Source organism: Enterococcus sp. R12, assembly GCF_058135755.1.
The window spans coordinates 1,404,347-1,427,601 of sequence record NZ_CM176874.1 but is presented as its reverse complement, the minus strand read 5'-3'; the positions used below and the strand labels follow the sequence as shown (position 1 = coordinate 1,427,601).

Below are 23,255 nucleotides of genomic sequence, written 5' to 3'. Positions count from 1 at the left end.
TCAAGCTGCCGCTACTGCTTCACTGGAGCGGCTTTTTGCCGTCCTTGCAGCTTATTCGTAATAAATTTCTCACCCTCAACGACTGCGAAAAGGAGTGCGCCGTTAGCAGCGATACTCAACTGCTGCATCAAGGTCAAAGAACCGATCCCTAAAAGATGGTGTCCTAGAGGGGTTAGGAAAATAGCTGCCTGTAATACGATCAGCAGTGAAAGAGAAACGAATAGCGCTCGGTTGGCAAACAGTTGGCGATTCAAGGCTGGCTTGACCAGCTCCCGACAGTTCAACAAGTAGACCGCTTGGGCAAAGACGATACTTTGCAGCAGCATGCTTTGCTGAAGGACCGTTCCCTCAAATTGAACCGCTAAGACGTAAGAAGGAATCATGATCAACAGCGAGACGTAGAAGATGCGGAACAAGCTGTACCAAGACAAGATGCCTTCTTTGATTGGCCGTGGTGGTCGATTCATGACATCCGCACTTGCCTTTTCAAAACCGAGTGCGTAAGAAAGCGTGATCGTTGTCACCATATTTACCCATAAAATTTGGACAGGTGTCAGTGGCAGTGGTCGGTTCAACAAGAGTGCCGCAATAACGATCAATCCTTGGGCAACCGCAGTTGGTAAGAAGAAGTTGATGGTTTTCTTCAAATTATCGTAGATTCGACGACCCACTCGGACGGCATTGGCGATCGTATGAAAATTATCGTCTGCCAAAACCATATCGGCTGCTTGCTTGGTTACTTCACTGCCTTTGATCCCCATAGCGATCCCAATATCGGCTTTTTTCAGCGCTGGTGCATCGTTTACGCCATCACCGGTCATTCCGACGATCTCTTCATTCGCCTGCAAAGCACTAACGATCCGTAATTTATGCTCAGGGGTCGTTCGAGCAAAGATGTCTGTCTTTTGGACTGCTTGCTGCAATTCTTCCTCCGACAGCAGATCGATTTCTAACCCTTCCAACACGTGATTTGTGTGCTTCAAGCCAATTTGCTTGCCGATGGCTTGAGCAGTCTTGCCATGGTCTCCTGTGATCATTTTGACTTGGATGCCCGCTTGCAAGCACTCTTTTACCGCTTTGATGGCACTGTCTTTCGGAGGATCAATGATACCAGCGATCCCGACAAAGGTTAAATTGGTTAGCCCTTCGTGGGACAAGGACTCCTGTGCCGACAGTGTCAGATGCGCAAAGCCGATCAGCCGCTGCCCTTTCGCTGCTAATTTTGCACTTTCATCTAACCACCATTGCTTTTGATTTGAAGTCAGTTGGCTTTTCTCAAGCAACACTTCGGGCGCACCTTTGACAAAAACTACCGAGGCATTCGGCTCTTCTTGATTTTGATGGCGTGTTGCCATGTACTTGTAAGAGGAACTAAAAGGAATCTTATCGACTGTTTTACGCAATGGTTGCTGCGCTGATTCTGCGTATTGTAACAAGGCTTTTTCGGTTGGGTTCCCAACGAGATCCGCAGCCTTTTGTCCTTCGTCTTGCTTCAAGTCTTGACAATTTGCCATGATATCAAGCACCGTTGCTTTATCCACGTTTGACTCAACTAAAACATCGACGACCGTCATTTCATTTTTGGTCAAGGTTCCTGTTTTGTCTGAACAAATCACCGTCATGGCACCTAGTGTCTCCACTGATGGCATCGTTTTGATGATTGCTTGCTCCTCGGACATTTCCTTGACACCCATCGATAAAATCATGTTCATCACGGCTGGCAAACCCTCAGGAATCATCGCTACCACTAAGGCGATACCTGATGAGAACAAGAGATCAAGATCAAAGCCGTAGCGGAAGGTAGTAAAGAAGATCAAGAAAATCACTAATCCGATAATGCCTTTAAAGATTTGGTGATTCAATTGCTTCATTTTTTTGATCAACGGGGTTTCTTGCGCTTTCACAGACTGAATTGCTTGATTGATCTGGCCGATTTGTGTATCGTCGCCTGTTTCAACGACGATCCCGCTGGCAGTTCCGCTTTCTACATGGGTACCAGAAAACGCCATGTTCCGCTGGTCACCAATTGTACTTTCTTGAGTAATAGGCTCGGTCATTTTTTGAACAGGCTCAGATTCGCCAGTTAAAATCGACTCTTCAATCACAAGATCATGGGTTTCGATCAAGCGCATATCTGCTGGTACAACATCTCCTGGTCCTAAAACGACTAAATCTCCATTTACTAAGGAAGAAACAGCAATTTTCTTCTTGCGGCCGTGAACATAAATCGTTGCTTCTTGCCCCATGAACTGCTTCAATCCATCCAGTGATTCTTGGGCTTTGCGCTCTTGCCAGTAGCCGACGAATCCATTGATGACGACGACCGCCATAATAATGCCGCTTTCGATATAATCACCAGAAATCCCTTTTAAGACGGCTGCGACGATCAAGACCAACATCAGTAAGTCGGTAAAGTGCTTGCCGACTTTCTTCCATGTGGGGATCTGCGCTGCCTCAGTAATTTTATTTTCACCTTGCTTTGCTAAACGCTGGTTGCGTTCTTCGGAGGAAAGGCCCTGCCGTGTTGTTTGCAATGTGTGTAATAGTTCTTCTGTTGTGTTTTTGTACCAATTCATATTTTTTTCCTCCTTGTTTATTTATTTGATCTGAACATAGTATAAGACATTGAAACCATAAAATTCTGGCGATAATTTCAGCGGAGCCTGAAAAAAATGAGTGCTTTTCTTAAAGGGGAAGAGTGGCTTGGTCACGTGGCTTCACACAACCAACTGAACACGTCCGTTGATTGTTTTTGCAGGTGGAATCAAGTAAACTAGGACACACCCAATCAATTTCTATCTGTCCCATCATCCAAAGGCAAGATAGACGAAAGGAGCCAAAGAAATGGCAATCTATACCGATACAAAAATCGCTCAAGGACCTTTTCTTTTCATTTCTGGTCAAACGCCGTCGCAAGACGGAGCCACACCTGAGGACCCGCAAGAGCAAACAACCATCGTTTTGAAAAAGATCGAACAGCTTCTATCAGCCAATCAACTGTCCTGGTCATCAGTGGTCAAAATGACCGTCTTTTTAACAGATGCTGCCTACTTAGCTGCTGTCCGTACGGCGTTTAAAACTATTTTGGTAGAAAACAAACCAGCCATGAGTCTCGTGATCGTTGCCGGCTTGGTTGCCCCTGACTTTAAAGTAGAGATTGAAGCACAAGCTACCTTGGCTTAAGCACAGAGAAAAACACCAAAAAAACTTCGTACAAAAGGCAGTAGCCAATACGAAGTTTTTTTGGTGTTATCTTCTTATTCAGTCCTATTTTAAGTGTCTGATTCAGTCTTTTTTTGCCACTGCTCCACAAAACCAGCGATGGCTTGAGCAGCCTGTTGAGCATTCACTAAGGTTCGCTTTTTCTCCATCGCTTCTGTCAACGAAATCGGACCTTGCTGGATACAAAAGACGGCAGATAGTAGTTGCGGTAGTTTTCCTAGATCGTCGCTTCGGGAGCCGCAGATGGCAACAACGGGGACCTGATGTTTGTGGGCGAGCAACGCGACGCCATAGGGTACTTTTCCCCCAGCGGTTTGCCCATCGATGCGTCCTTCACCCGTGATCAACAAATCTGCTCCTTTGATTTTTTCCTCAAACCCAACCAATGAAGCGATCGTCGCAAATCCTGGAACCAATTGACCACCTGCCAAACGAACAGCACCACCAAGCCCACCTGCCGCACCAGCACCAGGGACTTCCAGATCGATCCCCGTGGTCCGCTTGATGTGCTCAGCCAAGTGCTTTGCCTGCTGATCCAACTGCTGGATCGTTTCTTGGGATGCCCCTTTTTGCGGACCAAAAACCTGCGCAAATCCCTGATTGCCAAAATAGGGATTCGTTACATCGGCCAATGCAAACAGGTCAATTTGTGCAAGCAGAGGGTTCAACTGGCTGAGCGCCAGAGATTCTGCTTGCAGCAAAGGATTGTTTTCCATCCGCTCGTTTCTTTGAATGGTTGCTCCTAGCGCAAGTAAAAAGCCTACACCCCCATCAGAAGTGCCGCTACCGCCAAGGGTCAGGTAAATTTTTTTCACACCTTGCCTGCAAGCTGCTAAGACCATTTGGCCTAAACCAAAAGAAGAGCTATTGCGGGTGGTCTCGTCACTAGGTTCCACGAGTTGCAACCCAATCACTTCTGCAGATTCAATCAGGGCAATTTTTTCTTCCTTGATTTTGGTGACCAACATACGGGCTTGCAACTTACCGCCTAATGGAGCGGTAACTGAAACCGTTTCGTAATTGCCTCCCAGCGCAGCAATGACTGCTGCCATTGACCCTTCTCCCCCATCAGCGATTGGGATACTGCGTGTTTCCCACTGGTCTGAAAACCCGCTTAAGACCGCTTCATTTAGTTCTGCGGAAGTGGCACTTCCTTTGAAGGAATCGATCGCTGCTACAACTTTCAATTTTCTATCTCTCATTTACGATCATCTCTTTCCCAAAGATTGGAATACTTCGCCTTATAATCAACTTGTAGTTAATTAAATCAACCAAAAATTAACTAGCAATCCATTGTAAGTCATCTCTTATCCTCTTATGATAGAAGTATACCAAACAAACCTATCGGAGGTGCACTATGGACTTACCAATTGGCGAGGAAATCGCTCGGAGAAGAAAACAACGAGGTATTACCCAGCAAGAATTAGCAGTGTTTATGAATGTATCCAAAGCATCCGTTTCGAAATGGGAAACGGGACAGTCTTATCCAGATATCACCTCGCTGCCCTTATTAGCAGCGTATTTTGATTGCAGCGTCGATGAATTATTGATTTTGGACTCGCAGCTATCTCCTAAAGAGATCCAGCGAATCTATCAATTACTAAAAGACGCCTTTCAAACAAAAACACCAAGTGAAGTCCTCGCGCTGGCACAAAGTTTTACCAAACGGTATTACTCTTGTTACCCGTTCTTGTTACAGATGGGCTCCTTTTACTTAAATCATTGGGATCTTTTGCCAGATGTCCCTGTAGCAGATAGCACAGAAGGGCACCCCTCTGAAGAAGCCTTGATGGAAGCGAAGAAAACTACCTATTTGAAAGAAGCAGAAATCCTTTATCAACGGATCATTGCGCATGGTGACAATGCGTTGGCACAACAAGCGCAACAAATCGAAGCCTATTGTCTGCTGATGAGAAACAAGCCCGATGAGGTCTTGGCGATCCTTGGCACGAAAACGCTCTCTTTCTTACCTAGCGAACCGTTGATTGCCGCCGCATTTCAGCAAAAAAATCAGTTGCAGCAAGCTGAGATTGTGACGCAAAGTGCGATTTATCAATACTTGATTCTTTTTATGAGCTTACTGACAAATTATTTGGCAATGCTCACACAAGACGAGGAGCAACTGGAAAAAACCTTTGCACGTGGGCTGGCACTCAGCGAGAGCTTCCAACTGGCCCAGCTGCATCCCCTTTCTTTACTGAACTTTTTATCTGCTGGAATGGTTTCTTTTGCCGCTTTAGGAAAAGAAAGCTTATTGCTACAAGCATTAACGCTGTATGTGAAAACATTAGCAGACACGCCTGAGGAAATCGTTTTGAAAGGAGACGATTATTTCAATAGCATCGATGAGTGGATCAGCGAATTAGAATTAGGTAGTCAGATCCCGCGGAACTCAGACAATGTCAAAAAACAATTTCTCGAAATCGCGCAGTTCACACCATTATTTGAACCTTATCTGAAGCAACCACTATTTGAAGAATTATTTCAGCAGCTGCAAAAACTGTCCGAACAAGAAAATGAGCCACAAAGGAGGGCTTCACATGAATAGTGTTTCACTAAATATACCAGAAAATATGTCTGATTATTTGCCCGTACTGATCCCCTTGATTGTTTTGCAATTGGTCCTGATCATCTTGGCGGTTCGCGATATTTTAAAACAAGAACAGTTTAAATTCGGCTCCCGTATTCTTTGGCTTTTCATCGCCTGTTTTGTTAGCCTGATCGGTCCTATCCTTTATTTTGCTTTCGGAAAAGAGGACCAACAATGAAGATGATCGAGATCAACCATTTATCCAAGCGTTTTGGGCGCAAACAAGTGCTGCAAGACCTAACCTTTTCGGTTCCAAAGGGCAGCGTTGTGGGGTTTGTCGGGGAAAATGGTGCTGGCAAAACAACGACCATGAAGGCGATTTTAGGATTGCTCCCCATTGATGAAGGCGAAATCACCGTTTGCGGCGAAGTGGTGCAATTCGGCTCAGCCAAGACCAATCGCTGGATCGGCTATTTACCAGATGTACCGCAGTTTTACTCGTTTATGACAGCTGTAGAATATTTGACTTTTTGCGGAAAGATCCAGCCCAATCAAGAACCTTTTCAGCCTCAGCGGGTGATGGAAGTTTTAGCGTTGGTAGGCCTGGAAGCTTCGAAACAAAAAATCGCTGGCTTTTCTCGCGGCATGAAGCAGCGTCTTGGATTAGCTCAAGCATTGATCAACCGACCAGCTATCTTGATTTGTGATGAGCCGACCTCTGCACTCGATCCTTTAGGTCGCAAGGCCTTTCTTGATGTATTGGCTAAAATCAAAGAAGAAACGACAGTTCTTTTTTCATCCCATATTCTCGCAGATGTCGAGCAACTGTCAGATTACATTGCGATTTTGCACAAAGGTCAGATCCAGGCGTTTGAAACGATGGATTCCTTAAAAAAACGTTATCGAAAAACCGCCTTTGGGATTGTCTTTACCAACGAAGGTGACCATTCGAAATTTGCCAATCTGTTAGCATCCCACGGCATTGCGGCAGAAAGAAAGAACAATCAATTACTGATCGACGAAACTGCCGACACGAATGTTGGAAAGCAGTTGCTGCGATTGCTCAATGAACAACAGATAGTACCTGAATCCTTTCAACGGATCGAACCGACTTTAGAGGCGATTTATTTGGAGGTGATCAAATGAAGGTGTTTCTTGTTTTCTTAAAGAAAGAATTTCTCGGCGGTCTTCGCAGCAAAAAACTACTGATTTGCTTGATCCTGTTTGCTCTGATTGGTATGCTTTCTCCCTTTACTGCCAAAATTATGCCAGATCTGATGGCCAGTATGATGCCGGAATCGATTGAAATCACGATTGCTGATCCGACATCGATCGATGCGTGGCTGCAGTTTTACAGCAACATCGGCACGATTGGTCTGCTTGTATTTGTGGTTCTTTTTACCGATACGCTCTCTGCCGAAATAGCCCAAGGGACCTTTATTCAGCTGATTACGAAAGGATTACCGAAAACGACGATCGTCTGTGCCAAAGCTGGCTATTTAACGATTCTGTGGTCTTTGAGCTACCTCCTAAGTGCCAGTGTCAGTGCTTTTTATACCTTGATCTATTTCGATGATTCTAGCGCTGTTCAAGTCCCTAGCGCATTGTTCAGCTATTGGCTTTTTGGTTTACTAGCAATCAGCATCCTGCTGCTAGGTTCCAGCTTTGCCAAAAGCATCTATCAAGGGCTGTTGTTTATAGGCGTCTGTTATCTGATGGGCATGTTAGGCAACCTATGGAGTCAAGTAACAAACTGGAATCCTTATTCCCTTTCCAGCCAATTTCCTAACTACTTAACCGACCAAATCAAACTAGGGGAACTGCTGCCAGCGCTGCTGCTGAGTTGCTTATTGATCATCAGCTGCCTAGCCGGAGCTATTGCTGTTTTGAGAAAAAGAAACTATTAAAAAACCATCGGTGCAAATGTTGGACTGACCTCCTGTAGGTAGACGTTTCGTCTAACTCTTGGGGGTCACTACCTGTTGCACCGATGGTTTGCTTCTGCTAGTTTATTCTAGTTCTGCTGTTTCTTGAACGTTCACTGCTTTTTTTGCCTGTGTTTTTTGCTCGATCCGCATAAAGAAGCGCATGAAAAAGGCAATCAAATAGATAGAGAAAGCGGAAATGAGGGCTTCTTGCCAAGAAAAAATCAGGAGATTCAACAAGATGATGATCAGATTGGTTAAGAAGACACCACTAGATTTTCGAATGCCATAGTATTTTTCCAAAATCAGCGGCGGAATCGTGACCCCACCATTGGAAGCACCGATTTTGTAAAGTGAAAAAATACCGAAGCTAAAGAAGAAACTACCTAAAATCAAGGAAACGGAATAAAAACGCAAGAGCATGATCTCTGGTAAAAGCGCCAGAAGAACGGGAAATGCCAGACTGCCGATAACCGTATTGACAAAGACCTCTCGCTTTAAAAGCAAAAATGCCAACGCCAGCATCAATAAATTAATCCCCCAGACAACGATATGACGATTGATCGACCAGCCGGTTTCGATCAGATAGCCGATCGACCCGACACCAGCAGAAGCAATACTGTGAGGCAAAAGGAAAAAGTTTAATGCGATGCAGATCCACAGCACCCCAAGCAATAAAGCAAGATTTTTTTTGATAAGTGATTCCATCAACGTTCTCCTTTCAATCTGGCAACTAATTTTATGGATAAAAGCTTCTGTCTATTCTATCAAAAAAAGCTCAAAAGAAAGAACCATTTTTTTCATGAAAACATGAAAAAAATGATTCTGAACTTCAAGAAAGCATGTTGGTTTTCATCACAAATGCACAGGCTTTAGGCTGTATAGCAGTGATACATCGCAAGCATTTCTTCTGCGACTGCTTCTTGCCATCCCCCTGGCTGTAACATGCATTCTTCCATTGATGGCAAATGAACAAAGCGAACAGCCAACTCTGAGCCTACAATCAATTGGTAGGACATCAAGCGATTTTTTTGCTGCAAGAGCAGCTGATGCTTTTCAGGGGCAAGAAAAGGCGCTGTTAAGTCTGCCAATTGCTTCAATGCCTCCAATGTACAAAGTCTTTTTTCGGGTGCGACACTGATCAATTGGTTGACCTCTGCTAATTTCATTGCCTCGATCACCCGCAGCGTTGCCCGAGGATCATGGATATCCGTCAAAAAAACCGACTGGCAGCTTTGCAATGCCCGAACGAGTCGTCCTAAATCGAGAAAGTCACCATCAATGATCGTCTCACGCGCAGCATCGATCTCATGCAAACGCTCCGTTGCACGGCGGGCATAGAGTACGAGTGGTCGATTGGTTCTTTCCAAAAGTTTTTGCCGTGATCGCTGACCGATCGTGCCAGCAGCACCTAAAATCGCAAGTCGTTTCATAAGCTCCCTTTCATTTTTGAAAAATTCAAGCCTCGTTCTTTGAGTAGAAAAAATGGCTTGTCATAAAGTCTGGTTGACGAGATTGGCTTTGCGTTGACGCAGTCGTTCTTCAGTCGGCAGAACATGCTCGTCGTAATGTTCCAATTTGTATTCTAAACGTTCAACAGCTTCCGTCATATCTGAGATTTTCTCCCGCAAAACTGCAATTTGTTCGGCTAACAGCTGCTTGCGCTCAGGAACCGTCCCTCGCCCTTCTTCAAATAAAGCCAGGTAATGACTCAGGCCATCAATCGATAGTCCAGCGTTGCGCATTTGCCTGGTAAAGGTGATCCATTTTAAGTCGTCATCATCAAATTCACGAACACCGTTTTTATTGCGTTTGACCGCCGGAATCAGCCCAATCTTTTCATAGTAACGGATGGTATCAGCTGAGACGCCGCTCAGTTCACTGACTTTTTTGATATTCATGGCTTCACTTCCTTGTTTTGCATTTTTTCTTCCTCACTCGTGGTGTATTCTCTCTTTAATCAAGGAACCACTTTTGACTGTGTCTGATTATTCCGCTCCTACCACTGCATGAGGCAAGTATGGCTCTTCCAAATACGCAATCTCTTCGGCAGTCAGCTTTAGATCAAGGGCAGGTAATGCATCTAATAAATGGCTTTCTTTTGTTGCGCCGATAATTGGTGCGACCACTTCTTCTTTTTGTAATAACCATGCCAAGGCGATTTGCGCCCGTTTGCTTTGGTGTTTGTCAGCGATCTGTGCGACCCGCGCCACGATCTCTCGGTCTTGTTCCATCGTTTTGTCGTACTTTTGATTGGCGGTTTTATCCGTTAAGTACCGTTTGGTCTCTGCACCCCAATCTCTTGTTAACCGTCCGGCAGCCAATGGGCTATATGGCGTCACGGCAATTTTTTGATCGGCACACAAGGGCATCATTTCTCGCTCTTCTTCTCGATAAAGCAAGTTCAAGTGATTTTGCATCGAAACAAATTTGGTCCAGCCATTTTTTTCAGCGACTGCTTGTGCTTTGGCAAATTGCCAAGCGTACATCGCAGATGCGCCGATATAGCGTACTTTTCCAGAAACTACCAAATCATGTAATGCCTTCATGGTTTCTTCAATTGGCGTGTGGTAATCCCAACGATGGATGATATACAGATCAATGTAGTCCATTTGCAGGCGTTTTAAGCTTTGTTCGACTTGATAAAAAATCGCTTTTCGGGATAAGCCTCCACTGTTAGGTCGCTGTTTCATTTTAGAATATAGTTTTGTGGCAACCACGATCTCATCTCGTGGCGCAAAATCATTCAGTGCTCGACCGACGATTTCTTCGCTCGCTCCATAAGAATAGACATTTGCCGTATCAAAAAAGTTGATACCCAGATCCAAGGCTTTTTTGATGACTTCACGACTGTCGTCTTCTTCTAACACCCACTCATGAAACCCGCTGTTGGGATCGCCAAATCCCATTGTCCCTAAACACAAAGGTGACACATCAAGTCCTGTATTGCCAAATTTTACATAGTCCATTTGTACGTCCTCCTGTTTTTTTAAGTTACACTAAGCATACAGGTTGAAGTGCACTCTAAGTCAAGCGAATCTATAAACTTTTTTTTATTTTACTGTCAATTGACTCAAAAGGACATGCTTTTTTTCGTGCGTTTCATTTCAAATCAGCTTTTGGTACACTAAAGATAAGTATTGATACGCTATCTAGCCGAGAAAAAGGAGCGAAAGATTTTGACTTGTATTTTTTGTACTGCCTCAAAACATGCGATCATTGAAAACGAACGCTTTTATGCGATCGCTGATAAGTACCCCGTCACCCCTGGACACTTGCTATTGATCCCCAAAGCGCATCGCAGGGATTATTTTGCTCTCACCCAAGAGGAATTACAAGACTTGCAGGCTTTGTTGCAGGGAGGCAAAGCTTATTTATTGGAAACCTATCGACCAGACGGCTTCAACATCGGCTTCAATTGCGGGGAGGCTGCTGGACAGACGGTCTTTCATTGCCATTGTCATTTGATCCCACGCTACCAAGGCGACGTGGAGCAGCCAAAAGGCGGCGTTCGAGGCGTGATTCCTAACAAGCAAGCCTACTAAACACAAACAAGCCGTTTCTCCAGCAAAGGGAAACGGCTTGTTTATGTTTGTTAAAATGAGGACGCTTAGGAATTGATCGCTGAATGATTCATCAATCGATTGATATGAACGCCTAGATAGACGATTTCATTGACAGGGATCTTCGTTTGGTATTCTTTATCGATATAGGCTTTGACTTTTGTCGCAATCTCCATAGCATTCGGATAAAGAGCCCACATTTGACGGTATAGTCCTTCATCTTCTTCTTGCAGCAGACCATCCAAAAAGAATCGGTCAACGAAGAAACGCACGTGGGTGATAAAGCGATTGTAATGGATCGAATTGGTGTTGACGTCTTGCTGGATCGAGTAGCGCACCATATTGACGATCAACCCGATCAATTTGGCCTTTTTCAACCCATCTTGATTTTCCTCGGTGTTCGACTGGGCATTGATCAAATGAAACGCGATATTGGAGGCTTCTTCTTCTGGCAGCTCAATTTGATACTTCTCTTTCAACAAGCGTAGTGCCTGTTCGGCCGCTCGAAATTCATCTGTATAGTAATTCTTGATTTCCCAATAGAGCCGATTCGTCACACTCAAGCCTTTTTGCTGACGTTCTACAGCAAAGTGCAAGTGATCCGATAAGGTGAGGTAAATCGTTGAATTTAGCGGATATGGCAGCATTTTTTGCGCCAGTTGGACGATTTCTTTGGTCATTTCAAAATAGTACAACGGAATCTCATCCACTAAATCGGCAAACTGACCTGATTTTTTTTCATCGATTGGCAGAAAAACTTGATCGATCTGGGTATCGGCTATGCTGTCGCCGACTTTCTTTCCATAGCCGATGCCTTTCCCAAGTGCAATCATTTCTTGGCCTTCCTTATCAACAAGTACGACACTTGAATTTAAGACTTTCTTGATGTAAATCATGCACTCTCGCTCCTCACTGTTTATTCTGCCAAACTTGCGCCATTGGTGGCGATCACTTCTTTGTACCAGTCGAAGGAATCTTTTTTCAAACGGTCATAACTGCCGTTTCCTTCATCATCGGCATCCACATAAATGAAGCCATAGCGTTTCGTCACTTGTGACGTACCCGCACTGACCAGATCGATCGGTGCCCAAGAAGTATAACCAATCAAATCGACCCCTTCATCGATGGCTTCCTTCATTTGTTTGAAGTGTGCCTTGAAATAATCGACCCGATACGGATCATGCACTTGGCCGTCTTCAAGGACATCCACGGCGCCCATACCATTTTCAACGATCATTAATGGCACTTGATACCGATCATACAATGAAAGCAAGGAGATTTTCAAGCCTTTAGGATCGATCTGCCAGCCCCATTCAGTTGATGGCAGCTTGGGATTTTTCACCCCTAAAACCGTATTGCCCGGTGTCCGTTCGGCATTTGGATCACCTGATTCGGCCATAGACATATAATAACTAAAGGAAAGAAAATCAACGGTGTGATCTTTTAAGATTTGGCGGTCTTCTGGTGCCATTTCAATCTTGATGCCGCGTTTTTCCAGATCTTTTTCAATCATTCGCGGATAAGCCCCTTTGACTTGAACGTCCGCATAAAAATCATTTTCCAAGTTTTTCTTTAAGGTCAATTCAACATCCAATGGGTCACAAGTCAATGGATACGTCATTAGTTTCGTTAACATACAGCCAACTTTATTGTTTGGGTTTTTCTCATGAGCGATTTTGGTCACTAATGAGCTGGCAACAAATTGGTGATGGAGCGCTTGATACACCTCTTGCTCTTCTTTGCCTGCTTCTGATTGTTCTGGAATGATGCCTGCTGTTGTAAAGGGATGACGATGGATACTGTCGATTTCGTTAAAGGTCAGCCAATATTCCACATACTCCCCAAATTCTTCGAAACAGACGGTTGCAAAGCGGACAAAGTCATCGATTACTTTACGTTCCACCCAGCCATTGTACTTCAAGCTAAGGGCTAGCGGCATTTCATAGTGAGACAAGGTTACGATCGGTTTGATCCCCAAGCGCTGCATTTCTTGAAAGACATTGCGGTAAAAAGCGATCCCTTCTTGATTGGGTGTCGTTTCTTCCCCGGTTGGGAACAAACGGGTCCACGCAATCGACAATCGCAACACTTTAAAGCCCATCTCCGCAAACAAAGCCAAATCTTCTGGATAGCGGTGATAGAAATCGATTCCTCGCCGTTTTGGATAGATGGTATCTGTTGGATCTGCCATCGCTTCTTTGACGGCTTCTACGGTCACGCTCATGTGCGCCGCATAATCTTTGTTATCGACATGAGGTTTGTAGGTCGCCACATCAGCCACTGACAAGCCTTTGCCGCCAAGATTCCAACCTCCTTCTACTTGATTTGCGGCGATAGCGCCACCCCATAAGAAGTCCTTTGGAAAAGTTGTTTCAGTCATTTTTTCAATCCCCTTTTTACATTGTTTTTATTGCATTGCTCATTTGTTTAGACGAGTGGTGCGATCGATAGGACACCTTGGTCGCTTTGCTCATCGGTTGATTCGATCGTTTTGACTGTAAAGTTTTCTTGATTGGTGACCACACAGATCACGATTGGATCAAAACCAGCTGCTTTGATGGCATCTAGATCAAATTGGATCAGCGGTTGCCCTTGTTTCACTTGATCCCCCGCTTTTACGTAAGGGGTAAAGTGTTTGCCTTCTAATTGGACGGTATCCAAGCCGATATGAAAGAGCAGTTCTGCGCCATTACGGGTTTTTAACCCGATCGCATGGTTGGTTTCAAACAACATCGTGATCTCGCCATCTTCTGGTGCGATCAATTCGCCAGACGTCGGGATGATCCCGAACCCTTCTCCGATCATGCCGCTTGAAAAGACTTCATCGTTGACTTCAGATAAAGCTACCACTTGCCCATCTACTGGTTTGCTCAATACTTCGGCTTTGGGATCGGCAACAGTCGTCTTATTTTCTACCACTTTGTCTTTGAATAAGAAAAGGACAAGGACAAAAGCAACAGCAAAGGATACCCCTAACGTGACCAATGCCCACACAAGATTCATCGGGTTGGCTTCATCCACGAACATAGTGATACTTGCTAGACCAGGGCCAACTAATGCGAAGGCCTTGATGGCAAACAAACCAGCCACCGCTCCACCAACTAGGCTGGAAGCCATCACGCCGTAAAGCACTCGTTTATGCAGGATCGTCACCCCATACAAAGCAGGCTCGGTGATGCCAAAAAGGGCGGAGATGCCTGCAGAAACAGCGGTTGAACGAAGTTTTTGGTCTTTGGTCCGAACACTCACCGCAAAACAAGCACCAGCTTCTGCAATGTTATGTGCCAATGAGGCAGGCAAGTATAACAGCTCTGCCCCCATCTCACTCATGGACGAAACAGCATAGGGAATCATGGCTTTGTGCATACCAGTAACCACCATCAATGGTAAAACAGCGGCTAAAATCCCTGTTGCCACCCAACCTAAATGGGCATACAGCCAAATGATCGCTGCTGAAAAAATCGTTCCGACTTCAAAGCCTAATGGGCCTAAAATCAATAAAGCAACTGGAACCGTAATAACTAAGCTCATCATCGGAACAAAGAAGATACGGATCGGTTTTGGTGAGATTCGGGTAAATAGCTTTTCAATTTGAGCGTAAAATAAAACCGTTAAAATGGCTGGAAATACTTGTGACGCATAGGCGATATTTTGTAAACCGAAGCCCATGAACGCTGCGCCATCTGTCAATAGTGTCGTTAGTTCAGGCAAAATCAAGGCACCGACAGCGGAAACCGCCACCAATTGGTTGACCTTTAATTTATTTGCCGTGGTGATCGCCACTAAAATCGGTAAGAAATACAATGGTGCGCCACCGATCAGATTCAAAATTTGATACGTCTGGCTCGTATTGTCCATCAATCCAGTGACAGAAGCAAGTAACAGTAAGGATTTCAAGACGCCCCCACCAGCGACTGCTGGAATCAACGGTTGAAAAATCGAGATAATAAAATCAAGCAGGACCGCACCCCACGATTGTTTTTGTTTTCCTTCACTTCCTCCATCCGCTGTTAGCTCATGACCTAACACGTTCATAACCTCATCATACACTTCGACGACATCATTGCCGATGATGACTTGGCATTGGACATTTTGTCGCACCCCAATCACACCATCGACTTTTTCCAAGGCATCTTTTTGTACGAGGCTATTGTCTTTTAAGGTAAAGCGCAAGCGTGTGGAGCAATGTTCCAAATGTGCGATATTTTCTTTTCCGCCAATCAACTCAACGATGGCAGTTGCCGTTTCTTTTACATTCATAATTTTCTTCTCCTTTAATTAGTTTTCCTTTGTTGGCCAAACAAAGAAAAAAGCAGGCAGCACCTACAAAAACATTGAACGGAATCCAACGATCCCTTCCATGTTTTTTATAGGTCCTGCCTGCATTACCAGTCACATGCCTGTTTTATTACTTGCATAATACCATGCTTTATTTGAAAACGCAACCACCGTTTTAAAAATATTTTGCTAAGCCTTTTGCTGAAACGAGAAGTTTGCTACACTTAGTGGATAATCAGTTGTTTCGTCTTCCTTGGCTTGCACCAGAAGCAAGAAGAACATCGCTGGCTAAACGTATCACAAGAAAGGATGAATCGGATGACTTCATTGAATCACTCATTGCATGTTGCCGTCCCAACAGCATTTGATCATGCAGAAAGACTTGACACGAAAAGAACGATCGCTCATATCTTGCAACTGCAAAAGCAAGGGATCAAATCGGTTTTGGTGTGCGGCTCCACCGGTGAACAGCACTCATTGACCTTAACAGAAAAAAAACAGCTTCTACATGCCTTAGCGCAAGAAACCAGCTGGGCAGCCGATTTCGAAGTCCTCTTCGGTTTAGCTGGCATCGTATTTCATGAAACGCTCGCGTTGGCAGAAGCAGTCAGCAAAAATCCCCGAATCGATGGTGTGGTTTTAGGCTTTCCCCCTTATCTTTGCCTGACCCAAAAGGAAGCCGTGCTCTATGCTCAGGGATTGATCCATACTTGCGAAAAACCAGTTATTTTATACAACAATCCCCGCCGCACGGGCTTTGATTTATCTGCAGAAAGCCTCTTGACCTTGATCGCTGACCCTCGGGTGATCGGCTTAAAAGAAGCTGGCAGGAAGGAGCGAGTGCCTCAACTAAAAACAAAGACGGCTGCCGATTTTCGTTTTTATGCTGGTGGTGAAGCGGACTTGGCGGAAAAGGTCGCACTAGGGTTTAACGGGCTGTCATCAATTGCAGGAAACCTTTGTCCCAAGGAGATCCAGGTGATTTGGCAGGGCTTATTGAAAGGTGATGCAACGATTTCTACGTCGAATGAATGGCAGAATATGGAACAAGCAGCTGCTGGCGATCCAACCAATACTATCAGTTACCTTCCGTGGCTCAAGCAGCAAATCACCATTGATGGACAGCCCTTTGGCTTTTGTCGTCAGCCGCTAGGTCTAGCAACAATTGATCGGTTTGGCACTGGCTCAATTCCCCCTCATCTAGCACATGAAAGGCAGGAGAACCAGACAAATGAAGAGTGATGCACCGATTGATCCACAACTAAAGCACTATATTGAAAGCTCCATCATCCCGCAATACAACCAATTGGATAGCAGTCACTCCCCAGCGCACGTCCACCAAGTGATCCAAAATAGTTTTGAAATTGCTGAAACATTGCCCGTTGACCTGAATATCGTCTATACGGTAGCTGCCTACCATGATATCGGCTTGCTCTATGGCCGCAAAAACCACGAAAGCAATTCCCGCAAGATCGTTGAACAAGATGCTGTGTTGCCACGCTTTTTCTCTCCTCCAGTCATTTCAATGATCGGCGAAGCTGTAGAAGATCATCGCGCCTCGCTGCCCTATGAGCCTCGCTCGCTTTATGGCAAAATTATTTCCGAAGCCGATCGCGACTTAGATTTTGAGCGAATCCTCAAGCGAACCTTGCTTTTTGCTTATGAGAAAAAGCAGCTGACAGATTTAGAACAATTGCATCATGAAGCGTATCAGTACATTTCAAAGAAATACGGTCCTCAAAGTGAGCTGAAGGTTTGGTTGGATTATCGCAAAAACCAAGACGGTTTGGCGATCATCTATCAAAAATTAGCACAACCTGAAAGCTTCCGTCACTCCTTTGAAAAAATCGTGCCGTTAGTTATCGCTACAAGCAAAGAAACTGACGATTGACACTTTGATCCAGCACCAGACTTCAAATAGGAACCCTCTGATTCAGCGCCGCAGTTGTGTCTGCACTGAATCAGAGGGCTTTTACTGTTATTCTAAACGTTCTTTCTCCACTAAAATCCCCCGCCCCTTCGCTGCTCCTACGCGTCTATTCAAATCAAAGGGCAGCAAGTGGTTTTCTTCAATCAACAGACGCCCCTTCTAAATAACCTTCCTTTTTTCACCGAATTTACTCTTTGTAAGCAAGATAGTTTGCTGAAAATAAAAAAAATGGTATTTTTATTTTATCAAGTGATAAAATATTAGGAGGAATCGTTATGTTTTTGGCAATCAATGAAATACGCCATTCCAAATTGCGTTACGCCCTAGTCACAGGGGTCATGTTTTTAATCGCCTATTTGGTCTTTTTTTTAACTGGGTTAGCTTATGGGTTGGCTCAAGATAATCGGATGGCGGTCGACAAATGGGAGGCAGATCAAATTTTGTTGACCGAAGAAGCAAATGATAATTTAAACATGTCGATGCTTCCTCGCAGTCTTTATGATGAAGTCGATGCACCAGAAAAAGCAGTTTTGGCGCAAACCGCTGGAGTTGTGACCAAAGAAGACAACGGTGAAAAAGTCGATGTCACCTTTTTCGGCATTGATCCAGATCAATTTTTAGCACCCAATATTACCGATGGCGAGATGTTTGCTTCAGATGATGAAGCGGTCGCCGACAGCAGTATTGAGGAAGAATACGGGATTTCCATTGGTGACACCATCAAATTAGCAGGCAGTGACAAAAAATTAAAAATCGTCGGTTTTACAGATAACGCCCGCTTCAGTGTCGCTCCGGTCCTCTACACGTCGATCGGTGCCTATCAAGAAATTCGTTTTGAAAAAGAAGATGATTCTGAAAATGCCCGTATCAACGCGATCGTGACTCGTGGCAAAATCAAAGAAGTGCCAGATGATCTGGTCGCTACGGATATCAGCAAATTTATTAATGAATTGCCTGGTTACAACGCACAAGTGCTGACCTTTGGCTTTATGATCGGGTTCTTGATCGTGATCGCTGCCATCGTTATCGGTATTTTTATCTATGTGCTAACGATGCAAAAATCAGAAATTTTTGGTGTCATGAAAGCTCAAGGGATCTCTAGCCGCTACATTGCTTTTTCGGTGATCGCCCAAACGTTCTTATTGGCAACCTCGGGTGTTTTGATCGGTGGTTTGGCAACGATCGGTACCGCCCTCGTGTTACCTGCGGCAGTGCCATTCCAAATCAATCTATTATTCTTTGCTAGTATCAGTGTCATGATGATTCTGATCGCGATGCTAGGTGCTTTCTTCTCGGTGCGAACGATTGTAAAAATCGACCCATTGAAAGCAATCGGATAGGAGGAAAAAACATGAGTGCCATTGAATTCAAACAAGTCAAAAAATCATTTAAAGATGGGGACGCGACAATTGAAGCCTTGAAAGAAACCAACTTTTCGGTAGAAAAAGGCGAATTTGTCGCCATCATCGGTCCTTCTGGCTCTGGGAAAAGTACCTTTCTAACGATCGCCGGTGGTCTGCAAGCCCCCTCTGAAGGCGAAGTGTTTATCAATGACGAACCCTTCAGTAAACAAAAAGAAAAGCAACGGGCAAAAACTCGTTTCAAAAAGATCGGCTTTATTTTACAAGCTTCCAACCTTGTCCCTTTTTTGACGGTCAAAAAGCAACTCCAATTAGTGGATAAGGTCAGCAAAGAAACCCAAGAGCAATCAGCAACTGAATTGTTTGAACAACTTGGGATCGAAAAGCTGCAGAACAAATACCCCGATGAACTTTCTGGTGGTGAAAGACAGCGTGTGGCTATTGCCCGAGCGCTCTATCATGATCCCACCATCATATTGGCAGATGAACCAACGGCGAGTCTTGATTCAAAAAAAGCCGTCGAAGTCGTCAAAATCTTAGCAAAAGAAACCAAAGAAAAACAAAAAGCCACCATTATGGTGACCCATGATACCCGTTTAACAGATTATTGTGATCGGGTTCTCGTCATGAAAGATGGCGTTTTAGAAGAAAAAGAACACACGAAAAAAGAAGCCGAATCAGATGATTCGCAGAAGGAGCAAGCATGAAAAAAATTATTGTTGTCGGTGCGGGCGTGTCAGGATTAGCTGCTGCTGTCCGTTTGCAAAAACTTGGCTATGACGTCACCCTCTACGAAAAAGAAGGTCAACCTGGGGGCAAAATGAATCAGATCAAGGAAAACGGCTTTACCTTTGATGTGGGCCCCACCATCGTGATGATGCCTGAAATTTATCGTGAAGTGTTTGAATTTGCTGGCGTTGATCCGAATGACTATATTCCTATGGAGAAAGTCGATCCGATGCTGCAGCTGTATTTTGCCCAAGACGAACCGCTGACCTTCTCAAATGACTTAGTAGAATTGACCAAAACGCTAGAAGCGATCTCAGAAGAAGATGCTCAAGGCTATTTTGCCTTTTTAGCAGATATTTACAAACGCTATGTGATCGCCAAAGAGTCCTTCATCACCAAGTCGTTTCGGACATGGCGAGATTTTTACAATCCCAAATCATTATGGGCAGGGTTAAAGCTGCGAACGTTTAGTGACGCCTACTCTTCCATTTCTAAATTTGTCAAAGATGATCGCCTGCGTAAATCATTGGCGTTTCAAACCTTGTATATCGGTGTCTCCCCTTACCAAGGGCCGTCCCTTTATACGATCATCCCTATGATCGAGTTGATGTATGGGGTCTATTTCATCAAAGGCGGCATGTATACGTTAGCCACTGGTATGGCACGTTTGTTCCAAGAATTAGGCGGTACGATCCATTACAATACGCCGATCGATGAATTATTGATCGAAAACAAGCAAACCAAAGGCGTTCGTGTCAATGGAGAAACGATCACCGCAGATGCCGTGATTTGTGCGGCTGATTTTCCTTATGCTATGGAAAGCTTGATTCCTGATGAATCAAAACGCGGCAAATACACCAATCAAAAAATCGCTTCGATGGATTATTCTTGTTCTTGTTTCTTGCTTTATTTAGGTCTGGACAAAAAATATGAGGATAGCGCACTCCACAGCATTTATTTTGCCAATGATTTCAAACGCAATGTAGATGATCTTTTCGAGGCTGGTAAGCTGCCAGAAGATCCTTCCTTCTACTTGTATCGTCCAACCCTGAAAGATGCTTCCTTAGCACCTGATGGTCAAGAAGGTCTTTATGTTTTAGTCCCAGTACCTGAGTTATCTAAATTTGATCAATGGACGGATGAAACGATCCAAAGCTACCGCCAGCAGATCATTGGATTATTAAAAGAAAAAACGATCTTTACGGATATTGATGAACACATCGTGTATGAAAAAATGTATACGCCAGATACGTTCAATGACCGCTTCAATGCCTACAACGGTGCGACATTTGGCTTGAAACCAACCTTGGCGCAAAGCAATTACTATCGTCCCCATAATAAATTTGATTATGCAGAAGGCCTATACTTCTGCGGCAGCAGTACGCATCCGGGAGCGGGTGTGCCAATCGTGATGCAAAGTGCCAAGTTAGCTGTGGAGGAGTTGTTAAAAGATGACCGTTAAATCATTAAGCGTCTTTGATGAATACGACAACGATTTTTTATACTGTGAGGCCATCATAAAAAAGCATTCGAAAAATTTCCATACCGCCTTTTCTCAATTGCCAAAAGACAAAGCCCGCGCCGTCTATGCCGTCTACGCCTTTTGCCGACGTGCCGATGATGCCGTCGATGAAAAGCAAGATCCTTTGTTGATCGAAGCCATGAAAAAACGCTTGGAAGAAATGCAAAAACAAGTTTCAGACGATGCGATCGACTTGTCGCAAGCCGTCAAGGAAGAAGATCCTGATGAAGCCATTTGGCGGGCATTGACCCTTTCTTTCCAACAGTTTGATCTGCAATTTCAACCCTTTTTCGACCTATTGGTGGGGCAAAAACAAGACCTTGACTTCCAGCAGCCCACCTCTGAAAAAGAGCTTTCTGACTATAGTTACTACGTAGCTGGCAGTGTAGGTCTGATGCTCTTGCCGATTCTCTCGCAAGCAGCCGCTGCGATTCAAGAGCCCGCCATCAAATTGGGTGAAGCGATGCAGCGCACCAATATTTTACGTGATATTGGCGAGGATCTGCGGATGGGCCGCATCTATTTGCCGCAAACGGTCTTGGCGCAATACAACCTTTCGCGAGAGGCTTTAGCAGCTGGTAATCAAAACCCACAGTTTATCGAGATGTGGGAACACGAGGCGCAACTGGCAGAGACGCTTTATCAAGAATCTTTTGTCATGATGCCGCAAATCGATGAGGATTGCCGTGAAGCTCTATTAGCAGCTGCTTTGATCTATCGGGAAATCTTGACTGTGATTCGCAAAAACAACTATCAAGTCTTTGCTGAAAAAACAGCGGTACCGAAACAACGGAAAATCCAACTTTTGTTTACCGCGAAAAAAATGCTTCGTCAGGAACGTTGGGAGGGCTGACTTTGAACTTGCGAGAAAAAATATTACGAGTGGCAGAGAACCTGTTTATGCAGCAGGGGTATCAAGCAACTTCTACTAGACAGATCGCAGAAGCCGTCGGCATCACCCAACCCAATCTTTATTATCACTTCAAAGGCAAAGAAGCCATCTATTATGAAGTGATGGTTTCTTTGGCACAAGAGGTTTCTGGAAAGCTAAATCAGACCGTTGAAGATACTTCCTTGACGATCTCTGAAAAAATCTTGAACATGTTTCTTTTTTTAAGAAGTCGGCATCGGATCAATTTTTATATGATGATGCACGACATTCAGCATACCGTTTCTGAGGACACTTCTAAAAAACTGTACTTGCTTTGGCGGAAAAATTATAAAGAACCGTTTCTTGACTTGTTTCGTCGCAGTGATTCCAATCTCCGTTCGGATGTCGACCCAGAATTTGTCACCAGTCAATTGTTAGTACTGATGGCGGCTCATTTGGACTCACCAGAAAAAGAAGACAAGATGCCAGAAGCGATCGATTTGTTTTTATTCGGTGCACTAGGCAATGGGCCAATTGCGAAATAGCTGGAACGTTGGCTTTTGTCCCGAGAATAATCATTCGACGAATTTCTGACAATCGCGTACACTGATCCAGTAAACAGAAACTTAAAAGGATGGATGTACATGTCAAAAAATCGAATCGAAGCCTTTACGGATGCGGTCATTGCGATCGTAATGACCTTATTAGTATTGGAATTGCACCAGCCCGAAGGCGATACCTTTGCTTCTTTTTTAGGAGTGGAACAGCAATTTGTTATTTATTTGATCAGCTTTGTGATGTTAGCGATCTACTGGAACAATCACCATCATCTATTTCAAGTAGTGTCTAAAATTGACGGTTGGACCTTGTGGGCGAATCATTTGTTGATTCTGGCACTGACCCTCTTTCCTTTTGTAACGTCATGGGTCAGTCGTTATCCAGTCGCTCTTGCCCCACAGCTGCTATACGGGGCTGTCATTTTATTGACGGATTTCAGCTATTTCCTAGTTGGAAAATCCTTGGTTCGTGCCAATCCTGACAATCAAGCCATCGTGGAACTGTTTCGCGGATACAAGAAACTCTACTTTACGTTGTTTATCAACGTGCTGGCATTGCTCCTGGGCTGGCTGATCCATCCCCTATTTATCATCACACTGGATAGTCTTGTACTATTATTGTGGGTGATCCCTGAGAAAAAAGTAGAAACCTTTTTAAAACAATAAAAACACTTGCGTCTTCTCCTACAAGCGATGAATGATTGCGCACAAGCAGCCGATTGGTCTACTTTTGCGCTGTCATCCATCACGAGAAGGACGCAAGTGTT

23 protein-coding genes are annotated in these 23,255 nt (G+C 44.4%); 14 read left to right on the top strand and 9 right to left on the bottom strand.

Annotation, left to right across the window (positions count from 1 at the left end):
- Window positions 1-11: 11 nt before the first annotated feature.
- A complete protein-coding gene (locus ACTW1R_RS06540; RefSeq protein WP_375826322.1) occupies window positions 12-2,576 on the bottom strand; it encodes an HAD-IC family P-type ATPase in 2,565 nt (854 codons plus the stop codon).
- 268 nt (window positions 2,577-2,844) lie between these two features.
- On the opposite strand from ACTW1R_RS06540, the gene ACTW1R_RS06535 reads away from it, so the two are divergent.
- Window positions 2,845-3,183, top strand: a complete 339-nt coding sequence (locus ACTW1R_RS06535) for a RidA family protein (protein WP_142964437.1) — start codon at window positions 2,845-2,847, stop codon at window positions 3,181-3,183.
- Between the two features lie 89 nt (window positions 3,184-3,272).
- Here ACTW1R_RS06535 and ACTW1R_RS06530 read toward each other — a convergent pair whose 3' ends face one another.
- Window positions 3,273-4,424 (bottom strand): glycerate kinase family protein, encoded by a 1,152-nt coding sequence (locus ACTW1R_RS06530; protein ID WP_489927539.1) that lies wholly within the window; start codon window positions 4,422-4,424, stop codon window positions 3,273-3,275.
- Window positions 4,425-4,579: 155 nt separating this feature from the next.
- Here ACTW1R_RS06530 and ACTW1R_RS06525 point away from each other — a divergent pair, with 155 nt between their 5' ends.
- Genes ACTW1R_RS06525 through ACTW1R_RS06510 form a run of 4 tightly spaced genes read left to right on the top strand, consistent with a single transcriptional unit; the run spans window position 4,580 to window position 7,659 of the window.
- Window positions 4,580-5,770 carry a helix-turn-helix domain-containing protein gene (locus ACTW1R_RS06525; RefSeq protein WP_016610333.1) on the top strand — a complete coding sequence of 397 codons (1,191 nt, stop codon included), beginning with the start codon at window positions 4,580-4,582 and terminating at the stop codon, window positions 5,768-5,770.
- Window positions 5,763-5,990 carry a PLD nuclease N-terminal domain-containing protein gene (locus tag ACTW1R_RS06520; RefSeq protein ID WP_010747962.1) on the top strand — a complete coding sequence of 76 codons (228 nt, stop codon included), beginning with the start codon at window positions 5,763-5,765 and terminating at the stop codon, window positions 5,988-5,990. The genes ACTW1R_RS06525 and ACTW1R_RS06520 overlap by 8 nt, the downstream gene beginning before the upstream one ends.
- A complete protein-coding gene (locus ACTW1R_RS06515) occupies window positions 5,987-6,898 on the top strand; it encodes an ABC transporter ATP-binding protein (protein WP_016610334.1) in 912 nt (303 codons plus the stop codon). Before ACTW1R_RS06520 ends, ACTW1R_RS06515 begins: the two co-directional genes overlap by 4 nt.
- Complete coding sequence (locus ACTW1R_RS06510; RefSeq protein ID WP_086292142.1) at window positions 6,895-7,659, top strand: ABC transporter permease subunit; 765 nt, start codon at window positions 6,895-6,897, stop codon at window positions 7,657-7,659. The genes ACTW1R_RS06515 and ACTW1R_RS06510 overlap by 4 nt, the downstream gene beginning before the upstream one ends.
- Window positions 7,660-7,761: 102 nt before the next feature.
- Here ACTW1R_RS06510 and ACTW1R_RS06505 read toward each other — a convergent pair whose 3' ends face one another.
- The 4 genes from ACTW1R_RS06505 to ACTW1R_RS06490 form a co-directional block, all read right to left on the bottom strand.
- On the bottom strand, window positions 7,762-8,385 hold the full coding sequence (locus ACTW1R_RS06505; RefSeq protein ID WP_016610336.1) for a YitT family protein: 624 nt from the start codon (window positions 8,383-8,385) through the stop codon (window positions 7,762-7,764).
- Window positions 8,386-8,549: 164 nt separating this feature from the next.
- Window positions 8,550-9,110, bottom strand: a complete 561-nt coding sequence (locus tag ACTW1R_RS06500) for an NAD(P)H-binding protein (protein WP_489927538.1) — start codon at window positions 9,108-9,110, stop codon at window positions 8,550-8,552.
- Between the two features lie 60 nt (window positions 9,111-9,170).
- Window positions 9,171-9,578, bottom strand: coding sequence for a MerR family transcriptional regulator (locus tag ACTW1R_RS06495; RefSeq protein ID WP_016610339.1), 408 nt, complete (start codon window positions 9,576-9,578; stop codon window positions 9,171-9,173).
- An 87-nt stretch (window positions 9,579-9,665) separates the two neighbouring features.
- On the bottom strand, window positions 9,666-10,646 hold the full coding sequence (locus tag ACTW1R_RS06490; protein WP_270290460.1) for an aldo/keto reductase: 981 nt from the start codon (window positions 10,644-10,646) through the stop codon (window positions 9,666-9,668).
- 210 nt (window positions 10,647-10,856) lie between these two features.
- On the opposite strand from ACTW1R_RS06490, the gene ACTW1R_RS06485 reads away from it, so the two are divergent.
- Window positions 10,857-11,222 (top strand): HIT family protein, encoded by a 366-nt coding sequence (locus tag ACTW1R_RS06485; protein ID WP_489927537.1) that lies wholly within the window; start codon window positions 10,857-10,859, stop codon window positions 11,220-11,222.
- A gap of 65 nt (window positions 11,223-11,287) precedes the next feature.
- Here ACTW1R_RS06485 and ACTW1R_RS06480 read toward each other — a convergent pair whose 3' ends face one another.
- Genes ACTW1R_RS06480 through ACTW1R_RS06470 form a run of 3 tightly spaced genes read right to left on the bottom strand, consistent with a single transcriptional unit; the run spans window position 11,288 to window position 15,500 of the window.
- Window positions 11,288-12,136 carry a PRD domain-containing protein gene (locus ACTW1R_RS06480; protein ID WP_015509473.1) on the bottom strand — a complete coding sequence of 283 codons (849 nt, stop codon included), beginning with the start codon at window positions 12,134-12,136 and terminating at the stop codon, window positions 11,288-11,290.
- Between the two features lie 20 nt (window positions 12,137-12,156).
- Entirely contained in the window at window positions 12,157-13,620 is a 1,464-nt protein-coding gene (locus ACTW1R_RS06475) for a glycoside hydrolase family 1 protein (protein WP_015509472.1), read from the bottom strand.
- Between the two features lie 47 nt (window positions 13,621-13,667).
- Window positions 13,668-15,500 (bottom strand): beta-glucoside-specific PTS transporter subunit IIABC, encoded by a 1,833-nt coding sequence (locus tag ACTW1R_RS06470; RefSeq protein ID WP_489927536.1) that lies wholly within the window; start codon window positions 15,498-15,500, stop codon window positions 13,668-13,670.
- 336 nt (window positions 15,501-15,836) lie between these two features.
- On the opposite strand from ACTW1R_RS06470, the gene ACTW1R_RS06465 reads away from it, so the two are divergent.
- The 8 genes from ACTW1R_RS06465 to ACTW1R_RS06430 all read left to right on the top strand — a co-directional run bounded on the left by ACTW1R_RS06465 (window position 15,837) and on the right by ACTW1R_RS06430 (window position 23,154).
- A complete protein-coding gene (locus ACTW1R_RS06465) occupies window positions 15,837-16,760 on the top strand; it encodes a dihydrodipicolinate synthase family protein (protein WP_489927535.1) in 924 nt (307 codons plus the stop codon).
- On the top strand, window positions 16,750-17,409 hold the full coding sequence (locus ACTW1R_RS06460; protein WP_413155609.1) for an HD domain-containing protein: 660 nt from the start codon (window positions 16,750-16,752) through the stop codon (window positions 17,407-17,409). The genes ACTW1R_RS06465 and ACTW1R_RS06460 overlap by 11 nt, the downstream gene beginning before the upstream one ends.
- Before the next feature lie 314 nt (window positions 17,410-17,723).
- Complete coding sequence (locus ACTW1R_RS06455; RefSeq protein ID WP_005235249.1) at window positions 17,724-18,788, top strand: ABC transporter permease; 1,065 nt, start codon at window positions 17,724-17,726, stop codon at window positions 18,786-18,788.
- Between the two features lie 11 nt (window positions 18,789-18,799).
- Window positions 18,800-19,516 (top strand): ABC transporter ATP-binding protein, encoded by a 717-nt coding sequence (locus tag ACTW1R_RS06450; RefSeq protein WP_005225713.1) that lies wholly within the window; start codon window positions 18,800-18,802, stop codon window positions 19,514-19,516.
- Window positions 19,513-21,000, top strand: a complete 1,488-nt coding sequence (locus ACTW1R_RS06445; RefSeq protein WP_005235239.1) for a phytoene desaturase family protein — start codon at window positions 19,513-19,515, stop codon at window positions 20,998-21,000. The genes ACTW1R_RS06450 and ACTW1R_RS06445 overlap by 4 nt, the downstream gene beginning before the upstream one ends.
- Window positions 20,990-21,913: a phytoene/squalene synthase family protein gene (locus ACTW1R_RS06440; protein WP_086292134.1), complete on the top strand. Its 924-nt coding sequence runs from the start codon at window positions 20,990-20,992 to the stop codon at window positions 21,911-21,913. The genes ACTW1R_RS06445 and ACTW1R_RS06440 overlap by 11 nt, the downstream gene beginning before the upstream one ends.
- A 2-nt stretch (window positions 21,914-21,915) precedes the next feature.
- Entirely contained in the window at window positions 21,916-22,476 is a 561-nt protein-coding gene (locus ACTW1R_RS06435) for a TetR/AcrR family transcriptional regulator (protein WP_010747950.1), read from the top strand.
- Between the two features lie 99 nt (window positions 22,477-22,575).
- Window positions 22,576-23,154 (top strand): TMEM175 family protein, encoded by a 579-nt coding sequence (locus ACTW1R_RS06430; RefSeq protein ID WP_489927534.1) that lies wholly within the window; start codon window positions 22,576-22,578, stop codon window positions 23,152-23,154.
- Window positions 23,155-23,255 lie beyond the last annotated feature (101 nt).